The sequence below is a fragment of the Pedobacter sp. 10L46_2 genome (assembly GCF_056395165.1).
Genome location: NZ_JBFTIZ010000061.1, coordinates 1 through 21,631 on the forward strand (window position 1 = coordinate 1; position 21,631 = coordinate 21,631).

Annotated in this window: 22 protein-coding genes; 9 read left to right on the forward strand and 13 right to left on the reverse strand. The window is 40.1% G+C overall.

Annotation, left to right across the window (positions count from 1 at the left end; genetic code table 11):
- Positions 1 to 126, reverse strand: a 126-nt coding sequence (locus tag AC1DDX_RS08835) for a MerR family DNA-binding transcriptional regulator (RefSeq protein ID WP_477621968.1), incomplete at its 3' end; no start/stop codon positions are given.
- Between the two features lie 122 nt (positions 127 to 248).
- On the opposite strand from AC1DDX_RS08835, the gene AC1DDX_RS08840 reads away from it, so the two are divergent.
- Positions 249 to 1,124: an alpha/beta fold hydrolase gene (locus tag AC1DDX_RS08840; protein ID WP_172659802.1), complete on the forward strand. Its 876-nt coding sequence runs from the start codon at positions 249 to 251 to the stop codon at positions 1,122 to 1,124.
- A 19-nt stretch (positions 1,125 to 1,143) separates the two neighbouring features.
- Here AC1DDX_RS08840 and AC1DDX_RS08845 read toward each other — a convergent pair whose 3' ends face one another.
- Positions 1,144 to 2,229 (reverse strand): metallophosphoesterase, encoded by a 1,086-nt coding sequence (locus AC1DDX_RS08845; RefSeq protein WP_337716568.1) that lies wholly within the window; start codon positions 2,227 to 2,229, stop codon positions 1,144 to 1,146.
- A 110-nt stretch (positions 2,230 to 2,339) separates the two neighbouring features.
- Between AC1DDX_RS08845 and AC1DDX_RS08850 the strand changes: the two genes are divergently transcribed.
- The 3 genes from AC1DDX_RS08850 to AC1DDX_RS08860 are packed head-to-tail and all read left to right on the forward strand — an operon-like array spanning position 2,340 to position 3,744.
- Positions 2,340 to 2,681 (forward strand): SDR family NAD(P)-dependent oxidoreductase, encoded by a 342-nt coding sequence (locus AC1DDX_RS08850; protein WP_477621961.1) that lies wholly within the window; start codon positions 2,340 to 2,342, stop codon positions 2,679 to 2,681.
- A 38-nt stretch (positions 2,682 to 2,719) separates the two neighbouring features.
- Complete coding sequence (locus tag AC1DDX_RS08855) at positions 2,720 to 3,043, forward strand: hypothetical protein (RefSeq protein ID WP_477621962.1); 324 nt, start codon at positions 2,720 to 2,722, stop codon at positions 3,041 to 3,043.
- Between the two features lie 20 nt (positions 3,044 to 3,063).
- A complete protein-coding gene (locus AC1DDX_RS08860; RefSeq protein ID WP_477621963.1) occupies positions 3,064 to 3,744 on the forward strand; it encodes an AraC family transcriptional regulator in 681 nt (226 codons plus the stop codon).
- Here AC1DDX_RS08860 and AC1DDX_RS08865 read toward each other — a convergent pair.
- Genes AC1DDX_RS08865 through AC1DDX_RS08885 form a run of 5 tightly spaced genes read right to left on the reverse strand, consistent with a single transcriptional unit; the run spans position 3,741 to position 6,102 of the window.
- Positions 3,741 to 4,319, reverse strand: coding sequence for a YdeI/OmpD-associated family protein (locus AC1DDX_RS08865; RefSeq protein ID WP_172659806.1), 579 nt, complete (start codon positions 4,317 to 4,319; stop codon positions 3,741 to 3,743). The two genes, AC1DDX_RS08860 and AC1DDX_RS08865, sit on opposite strands and share 4 nt — an antisense overlap.
- Before the next feature lie 24 nt (positions 4,320 to 4,343).
- On the reverse strand, positions 4,344 to 4,910 hold the full coding sequence (locus tag AC1DDX_RS08870; protein WP_172659807.1) for a DUF4256 domain-containing protein: 567 nt from the start codon (positions 4,908 to 4,910) through the stop codon (positions 4,344 to 4,346).
- Between the two features lie 4 nt (positions 4,911 to 4,914).
- Positions 4,915 to 5,298 (reverse strand): DoxX family protein, encoded by a 384-nt coding sequence (locus AC1DDX_RS08875; protein WP_172659808.1) that lies wholly within the window; start codon positions 5,296 to 5,298, stop codon positions 4,915 to 4,917.
- A gap of 6 nt (positions 5,299 to 5,304) precedes the next feature.
- Positions 5,305 to 5,772: an SRPBCC family protein gene (locus AC1DDX_RS08880; protein ID WP_172659809.1), complete on the reverse strand. Its 468-nt coding sequence runs from the start codon at positions 5,770 to 5,772 to the stop codon at positions 5,305 to 5,307.
- A gap of 6 nt (positions 5,773 to 5,778) precedes the next feature.
- Positions 5,779 to 6,102 (reverse strand): ArsR/SmtB family transcription factor, encoded by a 324-nt coding sequence (locus AC1DDX_RS08885; RefSeq protein WP_172659810.1) that lies wholly within the window; start codon positions 6,100 to 6,102, stop codon positions 5,779 to 5,781.
- A 124-nt stretch (positions 6,103 to 6,226) separates the two neighbouring features.
- Between AC1DDX_RS08885 and AC1DDX_RS08890 the strand changes: the two genes are divergently transcribed.
- Both AC1DDX_RS08890 and AC1DDX_RS08895 read left to right on the forward strand, forming a co-directional pair.
- Positions 6,227 to 6,808, forward strand: a complete 582-nt coding sequence (locus AC1DDX_RS08890; RefSeq protein WP_172659811.1) for a YdeI/OmpD-associated family protein — start codon at positions 6,227 to 6,229, stop codon at positions 6,806 to 6,808.
- Between the two features lie 214 nt (positions 6,809 to 7,022).
- On the forward strand, positions 7,023 to 8,462 hold the full coding sequence (locus tag AC1DDX_RS08895) for an amino acid permease (RefSeq protein WP_172659812.1): 1,440 nt from the start codon (positions 7,023 to 7,025) through the stop codon (positions 8,460 to 8,462).
- A gap of 131 nt (positions 8,463 to 8,593) precedes the next feature.
- Here AC1DDX_RS08895 and AC1DDX_RS08900 read toward each other — a convergent pair whose 3' ends face one another.
- On the reverse strand, positions 8,594 to 9,832 hold the full coding sequence (locus tag AC1DDX_RS08900; protein WP_172659813.1) for an MFS transporter: 1,239 nt from the start codon (positions 9,830 to 9,832) through the stop codon (positions 8,594 to 8,596).
- A 99-nt stretch (positions 9,833 to 9,931) separates the two neighbouring features.
- Here AC1DDX_RS08900 and AC1DDX_RS08905 point away from each other — a divergent pair, with 99 nt between their 5' ends.
- From AC1DDX_RS08905 to AC1DDX_RS08915, 3 genes are all read left to right on the forward strand, one after another.
- Positions 9,932 to 10,807: a LysR substrate-binding domain-containing protein gene (locus AC1DDX_RS08905; RefSeq protein ID WP_172659814.1), complete on the forward strand. Its 876-nt coding sequence runs from the start codon at positions 9,932 to 9,934 to the stop codon at positions 10,805 to 10,807.
- A gap of 95 nt (positions 10,808 to 10,902) precedes the next feature.
- Entirely contained in the window at positions 10,903 to 12,855 is a 1,953-nt protein-coding gene (locus tag AC1DDX_RS08910; protein WP_477621964.1) for a CehA/McbA family metallohydrolase domain-containing protein, read from the forward strand.
- A 37-nt stretch (positions 12,856 to 12,892) separates the two neighbouring features.
- Positions 12,893 to 14,854 carry a beta-L-arabinofuranosidase domain-containing protein gene (locus AC1DDX_RS08915; RefSeq protein ID WP_477621965.1) on the forward strand — a complete coding sequence of 654 codons (1,962 nt, stop codon included), beginning with the start codon at positions 12,893 to 12,895 and terminating at the stop codon, positions 14,852 to 14,854.
- 42 nt (positions 14,855 to 14,896) lie between these two features.
- On the opposite strand, the gene AC1DDX_RS08920 is transcribed toward AC1DDX_RS08915, so the two are convergent.
- From AC1DDX_RS08920 to AC1DDX_RS08940, 5 genes are read right to left on the reverse strand one after another with little or no spacing between them, the layout of a single operon-like run.
- Positions 14,897 to 15,304 carry a response regulator gene (locus tag AC1DDX_RS08920; protein WP_172659817.1) on the reverse strand — a complete coding sequence of 136 codons (408 nt, stop codon included), beginning with the start codon at positions 15,302 to 15,304 and terminating at the stop codon, positions 14,897 to 14,899.
- The gene (locus tag AC1DDX_RS08925; RefSeq protein ID WP_477621966.1) at positions 15,294 to 16,373 is read right to left on the reverse strand and encodes a hybrid sensor histidine kinase/response regulator; all 1,080 of its coding nucleotides are present in this window, start codon (positions 16,371 to 16,373) and stop codon (positions 15,294 to 15,296) included. The genes AC1DDX_RS08920 and AC1DDX_RS08925 overlap by 11 nt, the downstream gene beginning before the upstream one ends.
- Before the next feature lie 16 nt (positions 16,374 to 16,389).
- On the reverse strand, positions 16,390 to 18,543 hold the full coding sequence (locus tag AC1DDX_RS08930) for a sensor histidine kinase (protein WP_172659819.1): 2,154 nt from the start codon (positions 18,541 to 18,543) through the stop codon (positions 16,390 to 16,392).
- Complete coding sequence (locus AC1DDX_RS08935) at positions 18,536 to 19,231, reverse strand: hypothetical protein (protein ID WP_048906766.1); 696 nt, start codon at positions 19,229 to 19,231, stop codon at positions 18,536 to 18,538. The genes AC1DDX_RS08930 and AC1DDX_RS08935 overlap by 8 nt, the downstream gene beginning before the upstream one ends.
- Positions 19,232 to 19,238: 7 nt before the next feature.
- The gene (locus tag AC1DDX_RS08940; RefSeq protein ID WP_337716575.1) at positions 19,239 to 21,536 is read right to left on the reverse strand and encodes an Rv1355c family protein; all 2,298 of its coding nucleotides are present in this window, start codon (positions 21,534 to 21,536) and stop codon (positions 19,239 to 19,241) included.
- Between the last annotated feature and the right edge of the window lie 95 nt (positions 21,537 to 21,631).

A 21,631-nucleotide genomic window follows, 5' to 3' on the forward strand; every position in this document is an offset into this window, starting at 1 on the left:
GTATACATAGTTATTGGTTTTTACTTCCTCTTTCTTTTCGCCGGTGAATAGACCTGTTTTTTCATAAAATCTTATGGTGCCGATAGGTATTCCTGTTTCTTTTGAAAGCTGATTAATTAATTTCATATTTCTTTGAAGTGTAAAAATAAAAGTGAACTATGCAGTATACTTCATACTTGTTGGTTGCAAAATTAGTGTTTAGTTTTGCTTTTACAATTGAAAATTGATCACTAATTAGAATTATCAAAATGCAGTATTCAGACGAAGAACTAATAAAATCGCTACCTGGTTTTAAAAACAATTATGCAGAAGTGAATGGGACGGTGCTGCATTATGTAGAGGGTGGTGAAGGACAGCCTTTAATTTTGATTCCCGGATGGCCAGAAACCTGGTGGGCTTATCATAAAGTAATGCCATTACTGGCGACAAATTATCGTGTTATTGTAATAGAAATAAGGGGTATGGGTAGTTCGCAGAAACCATTGGAAGGTTACGATAAAAAGAACATGGCGAAGGACGTTTATGAGCTTGTGAAAAAGTTGGGTTACGAAAAAATTAATATTTCGGGTCATGACATTGGTGCTCATGTTGCCTTTAGTTTTGCCGCGAATTTTCCAGAGATGACTTCCAAGCTTGTTATTCTAGATACCCCGCATCCGGATCCCGGAATGTATCAACTCCCTATGCTTCCAATATTAAGCGCAAACTATACTTATCCATGGTGGTTAGCCTTCAATCAGACAAAAGAACTTCCTGAACAGCTGCTGGCAGGTAGGATGTCTATTGTAATAGAATGGATTTTTAGGAACCTATTGAAAGATCAAAATAGTATTGATGAGTTCGATAAAGCTGCTTATGCTTTTGCTTATGATAGTAATGATGGAATACGTGCGTCAAATGCCTGGTATCAGGCTTTTCCGCAGGATATAGAGGATAGTAAAACTTATGGTAAACTCATGATGCCTGTAATTGGAATTGGTGCTGCCGGATATGAAATGTTGCAATATTCCCTGCCTAACTACGCAACAGATTTACAGTTTGTAAAAGTTGAGGATAGTGGCCATTTCTTGCTTGCAGAAAAACCTGAAGAGACAGCTAATCTTATAAAAGGATTTTTGGGGTAGATTTGAGATCGGGAGGTAATTAGCCAAGCAGGTTATCTAGCGTTGTTTCTTCAAGTACCAGATGTTGCGGTACACCATTGATGTCTTTTTTCCATTCTATAAGTCTGATTTTGCCGTCTTCTATTTCTATACCGGTGATATCCCCGTCGTTAAAACAGCAGCAACCAGCATTGAAATAAGTGTTTTTGGAATTTTCGAGCCTGGGAGAGGTATTACCGCTGATTTTTCCTGCAAGGAGTTCGGCTTCCAGTTTCTGAATGGTTGCCTTGTCGCCTTTTTTCTTAGCCTCATTGAGCCTGATGTAAGTACGTTCCAGATGGGTAAGTGAATTGAATACTGGCTGATGAGTGTGGCCGGTAATTAAGGCCAGGTTGGTTTGTTTGGCGGTCCAGTCGTACATAATCTGGTTGTGTTCGGACTTGAGCTGGTTATCAAAGGCAGGTGTATTTGGGTTGATGCGGAGGAAAGATTGAACTGGCCCCCAGATATTGGAGACGAACCATTTGCTGAACCAGTTTCCATCGCTTTGCATGTCGCCCTGATGGCCGTGGGTGATAAATATGTTGAGTTGCTGGTCTTTAACAGCGAGGGTGAAAATGATGCCCTCATAGATTCGGACCTTTGTTCCAAAGATATTTTTGAGCATAAAACCTGCGAGGGGGTCGTTGTCCCAGTAGAGATCGTGGTTGCCAAAAAGTTTGATGTAGGCATTGCGTTCGAGAAAGCGTTTTTCTGCTTCGAAGTTTGCTTTGTTGTGTTTGATGACATCCAGGAGCATGTTTTTCCAAAGCTCTTCGCTGTCGCCCATGTTGCAGTATAGAAAATCGTGCTCGTTGTAATAGCGTAGTGCTGCCAGGTAATTGTCTTCGCAAAGCGTGAAGTCGTCCTGATGGCTGCGGTTTCCTTTGTGCTGGTCTGAGAACAGAATGATGCGGTGTTTTGTGCCCAGATCGATGAGTTGGCCACGTTTGCCGGGGCGCTGTATGATGTCCTGGCATAGTGCCGATAGTGCTTTGTGTACTCTTGTACTATCTGGCCTTGATGCGTATTTATTGGCAAGCCTGATGATCAGGGGAGAAAATAGCTTCTGTAATAATTTGCGCATATACTAAAGATAAGGTTTACTGAGCTTTTTAACAAAGCAGTTTGAGCTTTTGAACAAAACGCTGCGCTGAATTGGGCTGTACCTTTGAATTGTATTTAAAAATTAAGACAATGGAAAAAGTATGGTTTATTACAGGCAGTTCCAGGGGATTGGGAAGGAGCCTGACAGAAGCAGTGTTGAGCAGCGGCGATAAAGTTGCTGCAACCGCACGCGATATTACGCAATTGAATGACCTGGTAACAAGGTTTACTGATCAGATACTTCCTATAGCGCTGGATGTAACTGATTATGAGCAGGTGTATGCGTCTGTTGCTGAGGCAGCGAAACATTTTGGACGTATTGATGTGTTGGTGAACAATGCGGGATTTGGTATCATCGGCGCTGCCGTAGCTTATACTGATGAGCAGATGCGCAGTCAGCTGGAAACAAACTTGTATGCACCACCAGTGTAGAACCGGGCGGTTTTAGAACTGATTGGGCAGGTGCGTCTATGACTTATGCACGTGAGATTGAAGGTTATGAAATGGTTAATCAGCGGACAGCACTATTTAAAGGCGGGAAGTTTGTCCCTGTGGGAGATCCTGAAAAAGCGGCAAAAGTGATGGTTGAACTGGCTTCGCACCCTGCGCCACCGGTGCATTTGGTACTAGGCAGTGAGGCGATAGGTATGCTGAACAATGCCAATGAGGTGAGGCAAGTGGAAATGGAAGAATGGCTGGATATGAGTTTATCTACAGATCATGATGATTCTGAGAACTTTCTTGCTAGTGCTGATGGCAAGTGGTACATCAGCGATGTTAAAAGAAAACAGTAAAATGCTTAATTTTATGACCTATGACTAATTCGCCCATTGCTTACTCTTGCTATTTTACCCGCAACAGGCAGGGGGAGCAATTTGTTCCCGAGCATGTGTTCAGCTACCAGATATCTGGCACGCTTACAATAAGCGACGGTATTACTGAGCATGTTTTTAACGAGGGTGATTTTCGGTTCATCAGACGAAACCAGTTGCTTAAGTTTGTGAAACAACCTCCTCCGGGAGGGGTTTTTAAATCTGTTTCCATTTATCTGGATCAGGCGGCTTTAAGCGACTTTAGCATGGACTATGGCTATAAGGCGGAGGGTAATAGAGGCAGGCCGGTTGAAAAAGTAAAGCCATTAGAAGGTTTTGGGCTTTATCAGAGTTTTATGAATTCGCTGTTGCCGTATGTTGCGGCTGATCAGTTGATTAATGCTGATCTTCAGAAATTGAAACAGCGCGAGGCGATTATGATTTTGCTGCAGACAAACCCTGAATTAAAGGATGTATTGTTTGATTTTAGTGTTTCGCAGGTTTTTAATGCCACGCCAAGCAGGTGGCTGCTGCAAAGGAGGCTGCAGGAGGCGCATTACCTGATTAAAGAGAAAGGCCGGGCACCATCAGATGTATATCTGGAAATTGGATTTGAGGACCTTTCGCATTTCTCGTTTGCATTTAAAAAGATGTACGGGCTGCCGCCATCAAGAATTTACTAATCATCCAGTCCTTTTCCGTTGAGAATTAGGGGCATGCATTTTTCGACCCTTGCTTCTCTGGTTTTGGATTGTTTGGCTGAAGTGAAATAGAGATGGTAGCCTCTTTGTCGGCCCGGAGTTAATGCTTCAAAAGCGGTTTTTAAGGCAGGGATGTGATCTAGTTTTTGCTGAAATTCGGCAGGGAATACGAGTTCTGTATGTTCCTTGAAATCGACTTTTAAACCGGCTTTTTCTACTTCAATGGCCTGGTGGATGTAGGATTTTAGTGCGGCTTCCTGTTCAACTATCTGGAGTGCGTTGGTGAAGCGGATTTGGCGTGCCGACTGCACATTCTTTGTTTGCTGAACCAGGATGCCATTAGGATCGTTTAACAGGGTGCCTTTGAAAAACAGCAGCGCACAGTATTCTTTAAATACGTGGATTAACACGATGTTGCTGTTCTGGTACGTGTAACAAGGGCAGCCCCATTTTAATTCTTCGGTAAGGCCGCTACTGAGCACGATTACTCTTAGCCGCTCTATTTCTTCCTGCCATTTTTTTTCTTTACTAAAATAAAAATCAACTTTAGGATTCATACTGTTCGTTAGTTTGGTGAAAAATTAGACCCTTAGTGCGCCACGGAAACCTCTGGCAGCATAGTAAGATTCTGCGCCGTTGTGGTACAGGAAAACGGTTCCGTAGCGGTAATCGCCAAAAAGTGCTCCTCCGAGTTTCCTGATGTCGGCAGGTGTTTTTAGCCAGCTAGACGTTTTGGTGTCGAACTTTCCGAATTGCTGCAGTTCGCGGTATTGTTCTTCCGTTAATATTTCTATGCCCATATCGGCAGCTACATCCATTGCGCTGTTTTGTGGCTTATGCTCTTTCCTTGCATCGAGTGCTGCGCGGTCGTAACAAAGGCTTCTGCGTCCTTTAGGGGTTTCGGCTGCACAATCGTAAAAGATATATTCGTTTTTGCTTTTATCGTAACCAACTACATCGGGTTCGCCGCCGGTTACTTCCATGTCATCAAGCGACCATAGTTTTTGAGGATTGGCTTCGAGCTTTGCCTGTACTTTGGCCCATTCTATATCTTTATGGCGGTTCATGTTTTTCTCGAATCGGTTTTTGAGCGTTTTGAGTAGTTCTTCGCGTTGTTCTGATGACAACTCTTTTTTATTGTTTTTCATACTTTTATAGATTAGTTGTGGTGGTTTTTCTATCTGCAGGTCTGAAATACCAAGATACAAAAGTGAGGACTAGTAATAATATCGGTCCAAAAAAATCTTTGCCTCCATCGCCATTGGCTAAGTGAGAAAATACTGCGCCCGACATGGCGAAGAAAAAGCCTGCATATGCCCATTCTTTTATTATGGGGAATTTTGGAACAAGTACTGCTATGACGCCCAGTATTTTCCAGACGCCAAGGATGGTTAGGATATAGATGGGGTAGCCTAAGTTTTTCATCATGGTTACTTCGTTTTCCATTTTGATTAATTGCACTATTCCGGTTGATAACATTCCTAATGAGAGCCAGATTGTGGCGATCCAATAGATGATTTTATTTCGCTTTGTCATGGTGTGTTATTTTAGTTTACTTACGATGTTTTGTAGTTTATTATGCGCCATATTGATGCCCTGCGCAAATGGTAGTTGCAATACCTGATCTCTGATGGCGGCTGATTTGTATATGATATGGATGGTGAGTTTGCTGGTATCGCCGTTAATTTCTTCGAATTGCAGGAACTCTAGCTGGGCATCGAAAGGTGCATTGTCCATTTCAAATGTCCGCGTGATTTTTTGGTTTGGGATAAATTCGTGAATGACTCCGTTGGCGTGGAATACGATGTTTCCCTTAGGGTCGCTGGTTTGGAAATGGTAACTGCCATGCTTTTTGTTTTCCATTTTAAGCACTTTTGTGCCCATCCATTGCTCAACGATTTCGGGTTCTATGTAGGCTTTGAAGAGCAGTTCTAATGGCAAATCAAATTCCCTTGTGATTGTTAATTCCTGTTTGCCGTTTTGGGCATCGATTTTAGTTTTTTGTTCCATAGGGTTCTATTTTTTTGATTGGTAGTTTTTCATTATGGTTTCCAATTTGTTGAATCGGTCGTCCCACATTTGGCGGAATGGTTCGATGAAGTCGGCTACGTCTTTCATTTTTTTTGCGTTTATGTAATAGTAAATTTCTCTGCCGTTTTGTTTTTGTTCAAGCAATTCGCACTCGGTTAATATTTGCAGGTGCTTTGAAACAGTGGGTCTTGCGGTATCAAAGTTTGAGGCTATTGAGCCTGCGGTCATTGATTGTGTGGCCACCAATAGCAGTATAGCCCTTCTGGTTGGGTCGGCTATGGCTTGAAATACATCTCTTCTTAAATTCATCGTGTAGCTATTTGACTACAAATATATATGTAGCTATTTAACTACGCAAATTTTTTTTGATATTTTTTTTAGAATGGTGTTTTTGCATATAATTGGTGTGGAGGGAATTATGTATTTTGGGGGTATGCAGAAAAAGGAAATAGAAACTTTTTGCCCGGCAAGCCGAGAGGAGTGGAGGCAGTGGTTAAAAGAAAATCATAGCTCAAGCCAGTCTGTTTGGCTTATTCAGTACAAACAAAAATCGACCAAGCCGAGTATACCCTGGAGCGATTCGGTGGATGAAGCGCTTTGTTTTGGCTGGATTGACAGTACCAGGAAAACGATTGATGAGGAGAGTTTTATACAGTTTTTTACTAAGCGCAAACCGAACAGCAACTGGTCGAAGATCAATAAAGCAAAGGTTGAGCGCTTAATTGCAGAAGGATTGATGGCGGAAGCGGGTTTAAAATGTATTGAGGTGGCAAAGAAAAATGGTTCGTGGTCTATACTGGATGCGGTTGAGGAATTGATTGTTCCGAAAGATCTGGAGGAAGCATTTCTGCTGAAGCCAGGTTCTGCAGACTATTTTAATGGTTTGAGTAAGTCTGTTAAAAAAATGATATTGCAATGGGTTACGCTTGCCAAAAGGCCTGAAACCAGAGAGAAAAGAATTAATGAAGTGGCAGAACTGGCTGCCCAGAAACTGAGACCCAAGCAGTTTAGGTAGGCTTAAAAGTGCGTGTTTTTAGCGTTTTTTAGCCTCAAAATTAGCGTTTCGATTAGCCAAAAATGGCTTCTGGTTTCCTGTTGGGGGTGGTATTTTTGCATCATGATAACAAGGAAACTATTTACGCTTTTAATCGTTCAAATGAATATAAGTTCCCACCTTTGTTGAAATTTTGAGGGATACTCATATTGTAATTGAATAAATACCATAAATATTGAAACAAGCTAGCGAAAAGCCTGAGGAGCAAAAACTGAAAAGAGGGTTGCAAAACAGGCATATTCAGTTGATTGCCCTTGGTGGAGCCATAGGAACAGGGTTATTTTTAGGCATTGGTCCGGCAGCTGTATTGGCTGGGCCGTCTGTAATTTTAGGTTATGCACTGGCCGGTATTATTGCCTTTTTTATTATGCGTCAGTTGGGCGAAATGGTGGTGGAAGAACCTGTTTCGGGAAGTTTTAGCCATTTTGCTTATAAGTACTGGGGATCCTTTGCGGGCTTTGCTTCTGGCTGGAACTATTGGGTGTTGTATATCCTGGTAAGCATGTCGGAATTAACTGCCATTGGCATTTACGTGCATTTCTGGTGGCCTGAAATTCCATTGTGGTCGTCGAGCCTTTTCTTTTTTATCGTTATTAATGCCTTAAACCTCACTTCTGTGAAGGTATATGGTGAGGTGGAATTCTGGTTTTCGATAATAAAAGTGGTAGCGATTATTGCCATGATCATTTTTGGTGTTTACCTGCTTGTTAGCGGGAGCGGAGGTGAGCAGGCAAGTGTTCAGAACTTATGGAATGATGGTGGCTTTTTTGCAAAGGGCTGGTTTAGCGGAGATGGGAAAGGGGGCTTTCAGGGGTTGTTTGCTGCTATTGCATTGATCATGTTTTCTTTTGGTGGACTGGAATTGATTGGGATAACGGCGGCAGAGGCTGAGCAACCGGAAAAAACAATTCCAAAGGCTACCAATCAGGTGATTTACAGGATCCTGATTTTTTATGTGGGTGCGCTTGTGATCTTGTTTTCATTATCCCCATGGAAAAACATTACTACAGATAGCAGCCCTTTTGTGATGGTTTTTGAAAGTTTAAAGGGCTTTCAGTTTACGCTTTTAGGAAAGACCATTTACTTTACGAGTGTGATTGCCAATGTGCTTAATGTTATTGTGCTGACAGCTGCCTTGTCTGTTTATAATAGTTGTGTTTATAGTAACAGCAGGATGCTATTTGGGTTGGCGGAGCAAGGAAATGCGCCTTCTTTTTTATCGAAGCTGAATAGGAATTCGGTACCTATAAATGCGATTTTGATATCGAGCTTGTTTGCCGCGATATGTATTATCATTAATAAGCTAATGCCGGAGAAGGCATTGGAGATTTTGATGTCGCTGGTGGTGTCATCGTTGATTATCAATTGGTTGATGATCAGTATTACACATTTGAAATTTAGAAGGAGTAAAGAAGAGGATCGGGTTAAAACCAAGTTTCCTTCCTTTATTTATCCGATATCGAACTATATATGCCTGGTGTTTTTGGTAGGTATATTGGTGATTATGTGGATAACGGGATTGAAGATGTCGGTTGAGTTGATTCCGGGATGGATTTTACTATTGTATGTTTGCTACCTGCTGGTTAGAAAAAAGAAAAGCGGAGATAAATCCTAAGATTTAACCCCGCCATCTAAATTAACGCTCTCATAAATATAAACGAAGAAAAGAGCAAAAGGTTTAAACGTTTCTGTGTTTTTTTGGAGGTATGACAGTAATATGATATTGTGAGAAGTTGATTTCTCACTTTACCTTAAATGCAGTAAGGTTTGGAAGGAAATTTGTCGGCCGGAGCGTTTGTTTTGATAAACAACGAACATCGCGGTAGCGCAAAGACCGATTACCCCTGCCAGACAAACTGCTAGTCGCGGACCAAAGGCTTGTGCTGTCCACCCGATAAGTAAGCTGCCAATCGGGATCATTCCCTGGTAAGCCATGATGTAATAGCTGATGGCACGGGCCCTCATTTCGGGAATGGTATGCGTTTGTATGTAGGTGTTTATGGCTGATGTTTGCGCCATCATACCAATTCCGCCGAAGGCCATGAATACAAGTGCTAACGATAATATGCCTGAGTAAGCCAGTAAGATTAAGCTAACCCCGAATATGGTACTTGCCAGCACTACGATTCTTTTTAGTGGTTTAGCAGATCTTAAATTGGCTAAATACATGGCGCTAATGACAGAACCTAAGCCGGCAGCGCTCTCGAACCAGCTAAATGTTCCTGCATCGCCATGAAAAAGATCTTTAGCGAAGATAGGCATGAGGGTGTTAAATGGTATGACGAACAGACTGCTGATGCCTATCATGAGGATCATGCTGCTCAGTTCTCTGTCGCCTGAAACATATTTGAAGCCTTCTTCGAGTTCGATCCAGATGCTTTTCTCTGATCGTTCGACAACGCCGAGGTTCAGTTTCATTAAGAATAAACACACGAGAACGGGGATATAACTTAAAAAGTTTCCGATGAAACAAAAGTCTTCACCAAAGGTGCTGAGGATTACCCCGGCAATGGCAGGCCCCACGATGCGTGCAAGATTTGCCATGGTAGAGTTTAGTGCAATTGCATTGGGAAGGTCTTCTTTATGATCGACCATTTCGACCATTAAGGATTGTCGGCAGGTTACATCAAAAGCATTTATGATGCCCTGCACCAGACTTAAAAAGATGATGGCAGGTATGTTGTAAAATTTGAAAAAGATGATTGCGGCAAGTGCTCCGGCCTGCATCATTGATATTACCTGGGTAATGACAAGGATTTTGTAACGGTTGTGCCTGTCGATTAAACTGCCTGCATAAGGTGAAAGTATGAGCGAAGGGATAAGACTGGCAAAAGCCACCAGGCCAAGTAAAAGTGCTGAGCCTGTTAGTCGGTATACCAACCAGCTGACAGCAGTTTTTTGCATCCAAGTTCCTATTAAAGAGATACTTTGGCCATAAAAGAAAAGCTTAAAGTTGCGGTATTTTAATGATCTAAATATATTCATGTGTAGTAGATGTCTTGAAGACGTTACAAATTTCGGAATAAGTTATTGAGTTGTAAAATTGATTGTTTTAATGATATTGATTAGTTTTAACGATTGATTATGGAACTTAGACAACTCAACTATTTTGTAAAAGCAGCTGAACATCTTCATTTTACTGAGGCTGCAGCTGAATCGTTTGTAACGCAATCGACCTTATCGCAACAGATAAAGCAATTGGAAGAGGAATTGGGCATGTTGTTGTTTGACAGGATAGGCAAACATGTTAGGCTGACGGAAGCGGGTGGTGTTTTTCTAATTCATGCAAAACAGATATTGCTTGATGTACAAAAATCTAAAGCCGCGATATCAGAATTGAATAATCTGGCGGTGGGCGATTTGAAGATTGGAGTTACTTATGCGTTTAGTTCCATGGTGTTACCGGCATTGGCTCCTTTTTCGTCAAAGTATCCGGGGATTAAGATATTTATTGAATATGGTACGCCGGAATCACTGGAGATTAAGCTGAAGGCAGCGGAACTGGATATCATTCTTAGCTTCCATGAAGAGTCTGATAACCAGGGACTGGAAATGCAGCCTTTGTTTTCTTCTAAAATAGTGATGGTGGTTTCGCGTAAGCATCCATTGGCATCTTTAAAGAAGATAACGGTGGCAGAGCTTGGTGCACTGGAACTTATTTTACCGGGCAAGGGCTTTAGTTCGAGAGATTATGTAAATGAGCTTTTTGGTAAACGCAAGATCGTACCGAAGATTAAGATTGAAATGAATGAGGTAAACTCATTGCTGACGCTGGTAGAAAGTACCTCGTGGGTTACGATTTTAAATGAAAAGGCCATCATTAGCTGGGATACGCTGATTGCTATTCCTATTGCTGGAAAGGAACGCTATAAAAGAGCATTTATATTGAGGCAAAAAGGAATTTATCAAAAGAAGGCCGCTAATTTATTTATTGAGGAGCTGAGCAAGATACTGTGGTAAATTGATACGCATTGGCGAAATATTGAGACGGATTGATTACTTAATCAGTTTCATATTGCCTTACTTTGTTTTATAACCATATATAAATTAAGAAGATGCGTAAACAATTAATAATAGTTGTACTCTTTTATTTGTGCAATATAAGTTTGGGTTTAGCTCAGGTTTCTCAAGTAAACACTCAGAAGTTTGACCGTAAATCGGGGGTGACTGCAACATACAGTCAAAGTATTTTGAAAATTACCTGGCCTGCCGGAAGTAATAATTACGGGCAGGTTGACCTTAACATGGAAAAAGGGAAACCGTTGTTTAGTCGCCTATTAATTGGCGAAGCTAAAAAGGCTAAACTGGTTTCAACAGATCTTGATCCAAGCTTTTTGCTCACCATTGGAAAGAGGGATTTGATCTCACAAAATGGATGGAACATATTTTTTGATAAGGTTCCTCAAAAAAAATATAAGACCTATAATGTAGAACTGGAAAAATCGGCTGCGACTGTAAAAACTGTAGGCAGCAGGACGGTGGTGACCATTTCTTCATTAAAAGCTGACCGTTTTTCGGGTGATCTGGAGATTACTTTTTATAACGGGAGCCCGATGTTTAACATAGCGGCAGTGATGGCTACTAAAATAGATTCAACGGCTATTGTATATGATGCAGGTTTAATTAACAGATCGGCAAGCTGGAAAAACATAGCATGGATAAATACGGGAGATAGTTTGCAAACTGCAAATGCGGTTAGTACTGATAGTTCAAAAAATATAGCTGTAAAATACCGCACCATAGCTGCAAAGGGAAAGGAAGGCGTTTTGGCAATATTCCCAGCGCCGCATCAATACTTTTATCCTTTAGATGAGGCCTTTAACCTGAAGTTTACCTGGTATGGCAACAACTACAGGAAAATGACTGATGGATATGGTATTGGGATCCGTCAGGATTTAGAGGGCGACAGGAGGTTTGTGCCTTGGTTTAATGCACCGCCTGATACTAAACAACGCTTAAATTTCTTTTGCCTGCTTAGTGCAGCAGATGAAAGCGCTGCGTTTACTGAGGTAAAGAAATTTACAAATAACGATACTTATGTTAAGCTACCGGGTTATAAAACCATGTCGAGCCATTTTCATAATGAGTTTATCATGAAAGTAGTGTTGGCAAACAAGCCAATTCCAGAAGTTCCTGATTTTGTGAAGGTGTTTAAGAATACGGGGATTGACATTGTGCATTTGGCAGAGTTTCATTATACGGCTCACCCTAAAGGACCGGATGAAACTAGGTTGAAAGAGTTGGAAGCGCTTTTTGAACAGTGTAAAAGACTGTCGGACAATAAACTTCTTTTGCTGCCCGGTGAAGAACCCAATGAGTTTTTTGGAGGCCACTGGCTGGCACTTTTCCCTAAGCCTGTTTATTGGATCATGTCGCGTAAGAAGGAAGCTCCTTTTACTGAAAATCACCCTAAATATGGTAAGATATATCATATTGGCGATAAAGATGACATGCTGAAACTGCTTGAGGATGAGAAGGGATTGGCCTGGACGGCACATGCCCGCACAAAGGGATCTGTTAATGCACCAGATGTGTACAAAGATGAGGCGTTTTTTAAATCAGATCATTTTATGGGTGCAGCCTGGAAGGCAATGCCTGCGGATTTGTCGCAACCAAGACTCGGGAACCGGGTATTGGATTTGATGGACGACATGAACAACTGGAATTTGAAAAAGACCGTGATTACTGAAGCAGATCTTTTTACGATAACACCGGAAAATGAGATGTACGCACACTTAAATGTAAACTACCTGATGATGGATGCTTTGCCTGAGTTTAACAAAGGCTGGCAACCGGTATTGGATGCGATGCAGCAGGGTAAGTTTTTTGCGAGTACAGGGGAGGTGTTAATCCCTGAATTAACTATAAGCGGGAAACGTTCGGGTGAAACAATAGCGTTGGATAAGTCGGGCTTTGCAAATGTTAAGCTTAAACTGAACTGGACCTTTCCAATGAATTTTGTAGAGATCATATCTGGTGATGGTACAATACACACACATGCGATTTAATAATTTGTTTTATACACTATGTATAGGTGGGATAACCATGTTAACTGGTTTTACCCTTCATACAAATGCACAGGTTAGTGCCAATCAAAACCCTTATAAAGAATTGCCTTTAGGAGCAATTAAACCACAAGGTTGGTTAAGGGAGATGTTGATCAGACAGAAGGATGGAGCTACAGGCAATCTGGATAAGCTTTATCCGGTTGTGATGAACGAGAGAAACGGATGGCTTGGCGGAGATGGCGATCAGTGGGAGCGGGGACCATATTGGATAGATGGACTTTTGCCGCTCGCTTATCTTTTGGATGATAAAGCACTTATCGCCAAAACAAAGCCCTGGGTAGAATGGGCGATTAAAAGTCAGCAACCCGATGGTTATTTCGGACCAACTAAAGACTATAGCTATGAGCGCGGTATGCAGCGCGATAACAGTAAAGACTGGTGGCCAAAAATGGTAATGTTGAAGGTACTTAAACAGTACTATTCTGCGACAGGCGATAAAAGAGTGATTACATTGATGACCAATTACTTTAAATATCAGTTAAAAGAATTGCCATCAAAACCGCTTGATCATTGGTCTTTTTGGGCGCGTTACCGTGGGGGCGACAACCTTCAGGTGATTTACTGGCTGTATGACATTACCGGAGATAAGTGCCTTCTGGATCTTGGAGAATTGGTGCATAAGCAGACTTTTGATTATACCAATGCTTTTTTAAATACAGACATGTTATCCACTTTTGGAAGCATCCATTGTGTTAATCTGGCCCAGGGATTAAAAGAGCCTATTATTTATTATCAGCAGCATCGCGATAATAAGTATCTGGAAGCCACGGATAAAGGTCTTAAAGACATACGTATACAAAATGGCGTGGCTCATGGGCTATATGGCGGAGATGAAGACTTGCACGGAAACAATCCAACACAAGGATCGGAACTTTGCAGCGCGGTAGAGATGATGTTTAGTTTAGAAAGTATGCTGGAAATTACAGGTAAAATTAATTATGCGGATCATCTTGAAAAGATTGCGTTTAATGCTTTGCCTGCACAGGTGTCGGATGATTTTATGGACCGTCAGTACTATCAGCAGGCCAACCAGGTTATGGTTACCAGACATACCCGTAATTTTAATCAGGACCATAGTGGAACAGATCTGTGCTATGGTTTACTTACAGGGTACCCATGCTGCACTTCTAATATGCATCAGGGATGGCCTAAATTTGCACAAAACCTTTGGTATCAGACAGCAGATAAAGGGATAGCTGCTTTAGTATATTCTCCAAGTGAGGTTAAAACCACAGTAGGCAACGGAGTAGAAGTGACCTTTAAAGAGGAAACAAATTATCCTTTCGAAGAGCAGATCAAGTTTACACTTAGCATGGCCAAAAAGGTAAAATCGGCTTCTTTCCCTTTTCACCTTCGTATACCTGAATGGTGTAAAAAAGGATCGGTAAAAATTAATGGACAGGTGTTTAAAGAAGCTGCGGGCAACCAGATCGTTAAAATAGAACGCGAATGGAAGTCGGGCGATGTGGTTGAATTGGAATTGCCAATGCATGTTTATAAAAACAGCTGGTATGAAAATTCAGTGTCTGTAGAACGTGGACCAATTACGTATGCTTTAAAAATGAATGAAGAAGTGACAAGGGTTAAGAATGATAAGGATCCAATAGAATATGGGAATTATTATGATGAGATAAGGTCATCTTCGCCATGGAACTATGGGCTGATTGAGACGCCAGATAACAAATTTGATGAGCAATATAAGGTAGAGAAAACAGGGATAGTTTCCAATTATCCATGGAACCTTAAGAATTCGCCAATTGCGATTAAAACAAAAGGCAAAAGAATTCCTTCGTGGCAATTGTATAATGAAATGACAGGACCAATTCCGTATAGTTTTGTATATGGTATAGAAACCTCTTTAGAAGAAGAAATTACGCTCGTGCCTTATGGCTGTACCAGCTTGAGAATTTCACAGTTTCCACTGGTTCAGCGGAAGTAAAGGTTGTAAGTAAACAATTGAGCTGTTACAGGAGTGTCTTTCTTAAGCAAGATACTTTTGTAACAGCTTTTCCAATTCCTGAGGAAAGAGGGGTTTCTTTAGAAGCTTAATTACATATGGATTGGCCTCAGCCTTTTTAATATCACCAAAATCCAGAGTAGATGAAAGTATTGCGATTAAGCATTTATCTTTTACAACTGCGGGGAATTTCTTGTAGATTTCTAAGAATTCGAATCCGTCCATTTCGGGCATTTGTATGTCCAGCAAAATAAAATCGGGTAGATTTGCTACATCGTCAATATGTTTGTTTAGATAAGACAGCCCTTCTTCACCAGAGTGACATAGAATCGTCTCATCAAACAATTTAGAGATTGAGATGATCTTTGAGTTTATTTTAAGATCCACCTCATTATCATCCACCAGCATTACTTTTTTGTACTTACTTAACATTAGGGATTGTAATTTTAAAAGTTGTTCCTTCTGCAGTATTTGAACTTACAGATATCTTTCCATTAATCTTGTTGAGCGCTTCTTTAACAATAAATAAACCTAACCCACTACCATGATTGGTCTTGCTTTTAAAGAACTGTGTGAAAATCTTTTCCAGATGTTCATTTAATATGCCCATTCCATTATCAGCAATGGTAATTTCTACTGCTGTTGGGCTGACATTAACATTGATATCTACTTTTTTATTCTTCTCATCTTCTTTTTGATATTTAATAGCATTAGATATCAGATTCCCTAATATCACTTCTATTCTGAAAACGTCTCCATGAAAAGGAATATCCTGTTTAATGTTTACATGGAAATGTGTGTCTCTATCACTATAAGAATAAAGCTCAATCAGTTCATTTATAAGGGTTGAGAAATTTACAGGTGTATGTTTGGCAACGGTTTTATTGTTTTTATAATATTGTAATGTTTTTTGAATATAGTAATCCAGTTTATTAGAACAGGTTTCTATTAAGCCCCAGTATTCGCCGCTGGAATTAAAAAGACCCTCCATTTTTACAAGGTTCACTATACCCATTGCCGAAACCAGAGGAGCTCTTAATTCATGAGAAATACTATAAATAAACCTATTTAGTTCATCATTGGTTTTCTCTAACTCAACAATTTTATTCCTTAAGTCTATTTTGGCTTTGTAAGCATCGTAAGCGTTCTTTATGGAATTATGAAGTTCCAAGTCATTCCATGGCTTAGTGATGTATCTGTAAATGTCGCCATGATTAATGGCATCTGCCAATGCTTCTATGTCAGTATAACCAGTAAGTAAAATTCTTATAGGGTCTGGATAGATTTCAATAATGCTTTTGAAAAATTCCACTCCTGTAGTTTGCGKCATTTTTTGATCCGCTATAATTACATGAACAGAAACATTTTCCAATATGGTTAAACCCTCGGCAGCTGAAAGAGCAGTATAGATCTCATATTGTCTTCTAAAGCCTGCTTTAAAAGCGTGTAAATTGTTCTCTTCGTCATCAATATAAAGAACCCGTACTGTTGGCGCATTCATAAATAAAGTGTTAATTTCAGTTTATAGGCAAGGTAATAATAAATTCGGTACCTTGATTCACTTTTGTTACAACATCAATATTTCCATGATGATTTTCTATAATTCTAAAAACTATAGATAGACCTAATCCTGTTCCCTCGCCAACATCTTTAGTAGTAAAGAATGGCTCAAATATTTTTTGCCTTACTTCCTCTGGCATACCCGTTCCAGTATCCTTTATGCTGATTTTCACTTGGTTACCGTCTTGCCATGATCTTATTGTCAGAATGCCGGGTTCATCTTTGGCGCCTTTCATTTTAATGGCATGTATCGCATTAGAGATTAGATTCATGAAGACCTGGTTAATTTTTCCAGGTAAACATTCTACTTTAGGGATATCTCCAAAATCTTTTATTACTTCAAGATGATCAGGGAATGTATTTTTAACGAGAACAAGGGTAGAAGCAAGGCCTTCATTCAGGTCAACAGGCTTTGTGTCATTTTCATCAAGTCTGCTAAAGTTTTTCAGGCTTTTAATAATTTCAGCAGTCCTTTTAGCTCCTTCAGAAATTCCTGACAATAGGGACTTGATCTCATCCCTTACAAAATCTATATCAATTTGTTTTTTAAATGAATCAATTTTAGCAAGCTGAGGATTAAGATCTTCATTGAAGTCCAGTTTCTCGTACATCATGATTACACTGTCCATGTCAAGAATATCCAATTCCAGCGGTTTGATGTTTGAGGTAACGAAATTAATAGGATTGTTGATCTCATGTGCTATACCAGCCGTTAGCTGACCTAATCCAGCCATTTTTTCTGAATCTACTAGCTGGCTTTGCGCTTCTTTTAAGTCGCTTAAAGTAACTTCAAGGGTTTGGTAAGACTCCTGTAATTCAAGCGTCCGTTCATTCACCTTTTTCTCTAATTCAATATTTTGTTGCAATATCAATTGCTCATTTTCAAGTGATATACGAAGTGCTTCGGCCTGTGAATCTTCTTTCTCCTTTTTAAAGATGTTGATTTTGTCTGCAAGCGCAAAGGATAGCAAGATCACTTCAAGGGCAGAGCCAAAAGGCATCATGTTGTAAGTGATCGTATTGTAAGGTAAAATATTATAGTCTTTAAGCACAAAAATACAAAGACCAAACAAGAACATGCTCCACGCAATTAGAAAGAATTTTGCTGGGCGATAACCTTTTCCGTAAACTAAAACTGCATTTAAAAGCATAAACAAGGCTACCGACATGGCCGCCATTTGAAGCAGCTGATAAGATACGTTCATGTTTCCCAAAAACATCAGTATAAATGCGATGAAGTATAGCAGATAGAAAACCCTTGAGAATTTATGCAGTTTTGGTAGGAATTCCTTGGTATGGAGGAATTTTTTCATAAACTCCAATCCTGTTAAAGCCGCCAGTGGTGTCAATATGTACACCGCATGGAACGAGATCCATACATTGTTCGGCCATAGATACTTAAAAGGGAAGCCTTGGAAATTTGCCTGAAGTAAACCTATAAATAAAATGTTGATGATGTAATACAGGTATGTATTGTCCTTTGTTGAAATATATAGGAATAAATTATAGGTAAACATAACCACCAATACCCCGGCAAAAATTCCAAATATCAAAAACGAATCTGCATTCTTGGCAGTAATGATATTGCTTTCGCACAGTGTGGTGGGAACCTGAAGCTGTTCATATCCACTTATTTTAAGATAAATGGTAGTGGTTTTTCCGGGGTCTAAGCTAAACTTGAAAGTGCTGAAAGGATTGTCAAATGTTCTCTTGTAATAAGGACGCCTGTCTCCTATAAATTCTTTGTAGACAACATTATTTTGGTCATCTAGCTGATAAAAATCAACATAATCTATTGTGGGTAAAGGAATTTGAAGGATGAGGTGAGGGTCATTTGTATTATTTTGTACTTTGAACTTTAGCCAGTAACTGAAATTACTTATGCCCAAATTAGGCACGTCAGAATCAACAGCTTTAAACTCTTCGCTGCTTATTACTGCCTTAAGGTTAAGTTTGTTGCTTGTATCGGTAAGCAATAACATTTGTTTGCCAAAATTGCTTAACGTCTCATCATTATGTAGTTTAATGGCTTCCTGACTTATGGCAGGTAATGCTATCGAGCACGTAAGTAGCAAGGCAAAGAATAACCTTAATAAAAAAGATCTAATCATAGACAGGTATTAATAACTGATAATCTATATCTATCTCACCCTTTGGCCCCTGCTCAATTGTATGTTGTATTGGATTATTTCTCAAATCAAATATACGATCTCTATCATACTCATCTGCCGTTTCCAAAGTTTCGGCATTCATCTTTCTCAATACTCTTGCAATATAGTCGTCTTTTGGATAAAAAAACTCACCATTATTACCAATTCCATTTTCAACTATGAAACCAACCCTTCTTACCATGGGCATGGTGTAGTCTCCACAGATGGTAAATAGTGATCCAAGTCTGATTTGATTTACAATTGCAATACCGGCTCTTACAAGCAAAAGGCTGATACCTATGCCTGCAACGCTTTTTGCATTCCACAAACCGCAGAGTTCACCCGTTCCATCGTCAAAGTATTCGTTGATCACGTGTGCTACTTTTGGATCCATGTATCCTACTGCCTTTTCGACCGGCAAGGGATGAATCCCATCTGCAATATGAACTCTTACTCCTCCAACAACGTTTCCCTCTTCATCCTCGGCAACTATACCATGTACACTTGGCAAATCCATCCACAGCCTGTTATTGGTTGTAATGTTAGTGATACCATAATCTCTCAATACCTGAACATGCCCATCTAGATACCTCTCGCAAGTGTCAAGATCTTTAATTGCTGTAAAAGATCGAAATGTAAATTTTCTCATATTGTGTCTAGGAAAACTTTAAAATATCTTCCAGTGGTCTTTTTAATGATCTAGAAGATGCTTCGTCAGCGTAAGACAACCTGAACATAAAAATTCCACAATTATTTCCCAAAGCAGGAAATATTTTCCGCAGGTCGTATTGTAGGGATTCAAGTTCCTTGGCCATATTAGCCGTCATACCAGCACCATTAGTCTGATTAAACCTATCAAATACAAACAGCGTGCCGCTGATAGGTTGAAACGAGAGACCGTTCAAATTAGCAGTGATCCATGCTCTTTGAAGAGCTTCGCCACCTTTCACAAAACTTTCCGGACTATACTCCGGCATGCTGATCAATCCGATGGCCGACGAAGAAGCAACCCCTCCTTTAGATATTTTTTCAAAAGCGCTTCCGCCTCCCCATTTGTTTAATAAAGTAATTACTTCAGGTTTAGCAGCAACCATCATTCCGGTCCTGTCACTCTCAGATAATTCCAGTGTGGCAATGTCGATTCCTTCAATTATCGGTGATCCGTCTGCAGAAGGCCATTTGATCTCTTTCGTAAAGAGGTCATGGTGGCCCTGAGGATGCAAGAATCTCAATCTTTCTACTGATGCTACAATGTTTGCTATTTCATTAATCGAGTCTCTATCTTCTACAAGATCCAGATGGGCATTTGGTTCATCAATGGTTACATTCTTACTTATTTTTGCAGTAACGGCAGCGTCAATAGGTTGCTGATCACCTTTCTTTCTATTAGTTAACCTTAATCCTACCCCAGCAATCAACTCATTGCGATAGGTTTGTCCCTCTTCTTTGCTAAATCCAAATGCTGCGATTAATCTACTGTCACTTCCTGCCGGAAACAAATTGATTGTTGTTTCCAAACCAAGGCTGGCAGCTTTTATTTTTAAATTCTCAATAGCGGCTCCAAGTGAAATATAAGAAGCTGTATTCTGAAAGTCCATCCATGAAATCGATTGGTTTTCATCATGGAACAAGAACAATTGTTCTTTATGATATAAAAACTTCCAAGGCTGGCTATTGCCTCCGGATGGGGCGAGTCCTGCAGCTGCAGCTAATTCTTTTACCTGCTCATGTGTGAGTGTCAGTTTTGAATGAATTTCAGTAGCTACTATATCTGCTGCTTTTTGCATCTCATCTAATTTCAACTCGGGAGCGGAATAATCTATCACCTTATAGAAATCGTCTTCAGGTTTTACTTTGTCGCTGATGATCTCTTCAAGGTCTACAAAATACCTTCCTGAATCATTGTATTGTCCTAATGCAATCCTTCTGCAAACATCAGCACCTAAAGCACCACCTAAAGCCACCGCCGAGGCCAATTGCGGCCAGGTAGTGATAGACTGCCCAACTTCAACCATAGAAGCTTTTAATCGATCTGACGACGTCTCTAAGCCCACCATAGGAAGGAGATAGGGGATCTTCTCTTCATTGGTCTTTAAATATTTAATTTTTGTGTGATCCAGGTGGTCTATTAGTCCATGTAATATAGCTCTGTCTGGCTCAAGGTCAAACCTTTCCACATCCAGCGTGCCTTTATCGCTGGCATCCATTACAACGGGAACACGAAGCGCTTTTGCCTTATGTCTTAGTAAAATTTTAATATCCAGTCCATCACACTCATCTACAATCACATCAAGTTTTCCGCCTTCCAAAAAGAAGCGATCCATATTCTCTTCCGTCATTCCATCTTCAAAAAGTGTAACTTTCAAAAAAGGATCTATTTCTTTAATTTCTCTGGCTACAATCACTACTTTCGGCAAGCCCAGGTTGTGTACACCAGTTCGGATCCTGTTTAGGTTTGTTAGTTCCAGTAAATCAAAATCCGCAAGTCTGATCTCTCCAAAACCACGTTCCATAGCCATAGTTATGGATACTGATTGGCCTACAGAAAGACCAACAACACCAACTTTTTGCCTGCCTAAAATATCCCTTTCTTCTCTTGTGATCTTGTAAATGTTGCGGCTGGTCCGCATTTCGATAAATTCTTCTTCATCAAGCAAATGCACTAAACGTTCAGACCATGGGTAATATACCCATACCCCATATTCCTGCATAGACAGATCACCGATATGAAGTTTTTTTAAGTGCTTTAATTCTTCTGCACTTGGTTTCTTTTTGGGTAATTTAGACTTTATTAAATCATCCAACTGAGTGTCAATTTGATCATGTATGGAGATGTGTTGCTTCTTTTTAAGCAATTCCTCTAGCCTGTTTTTGTCATTTTCCAAATAAATTCGAAAAAATAAAGGCTCTGTAGCCATAGTGTTTTCCACTGAGTTGTTCTCAAATAATAGCATCGCAATAATAGATAAAAAATATACCCCCAATTATTTATTTCAATAAATACAAAAATAGTATATTTGCTAAATATTTAACTATCTTAAGTAGGAGT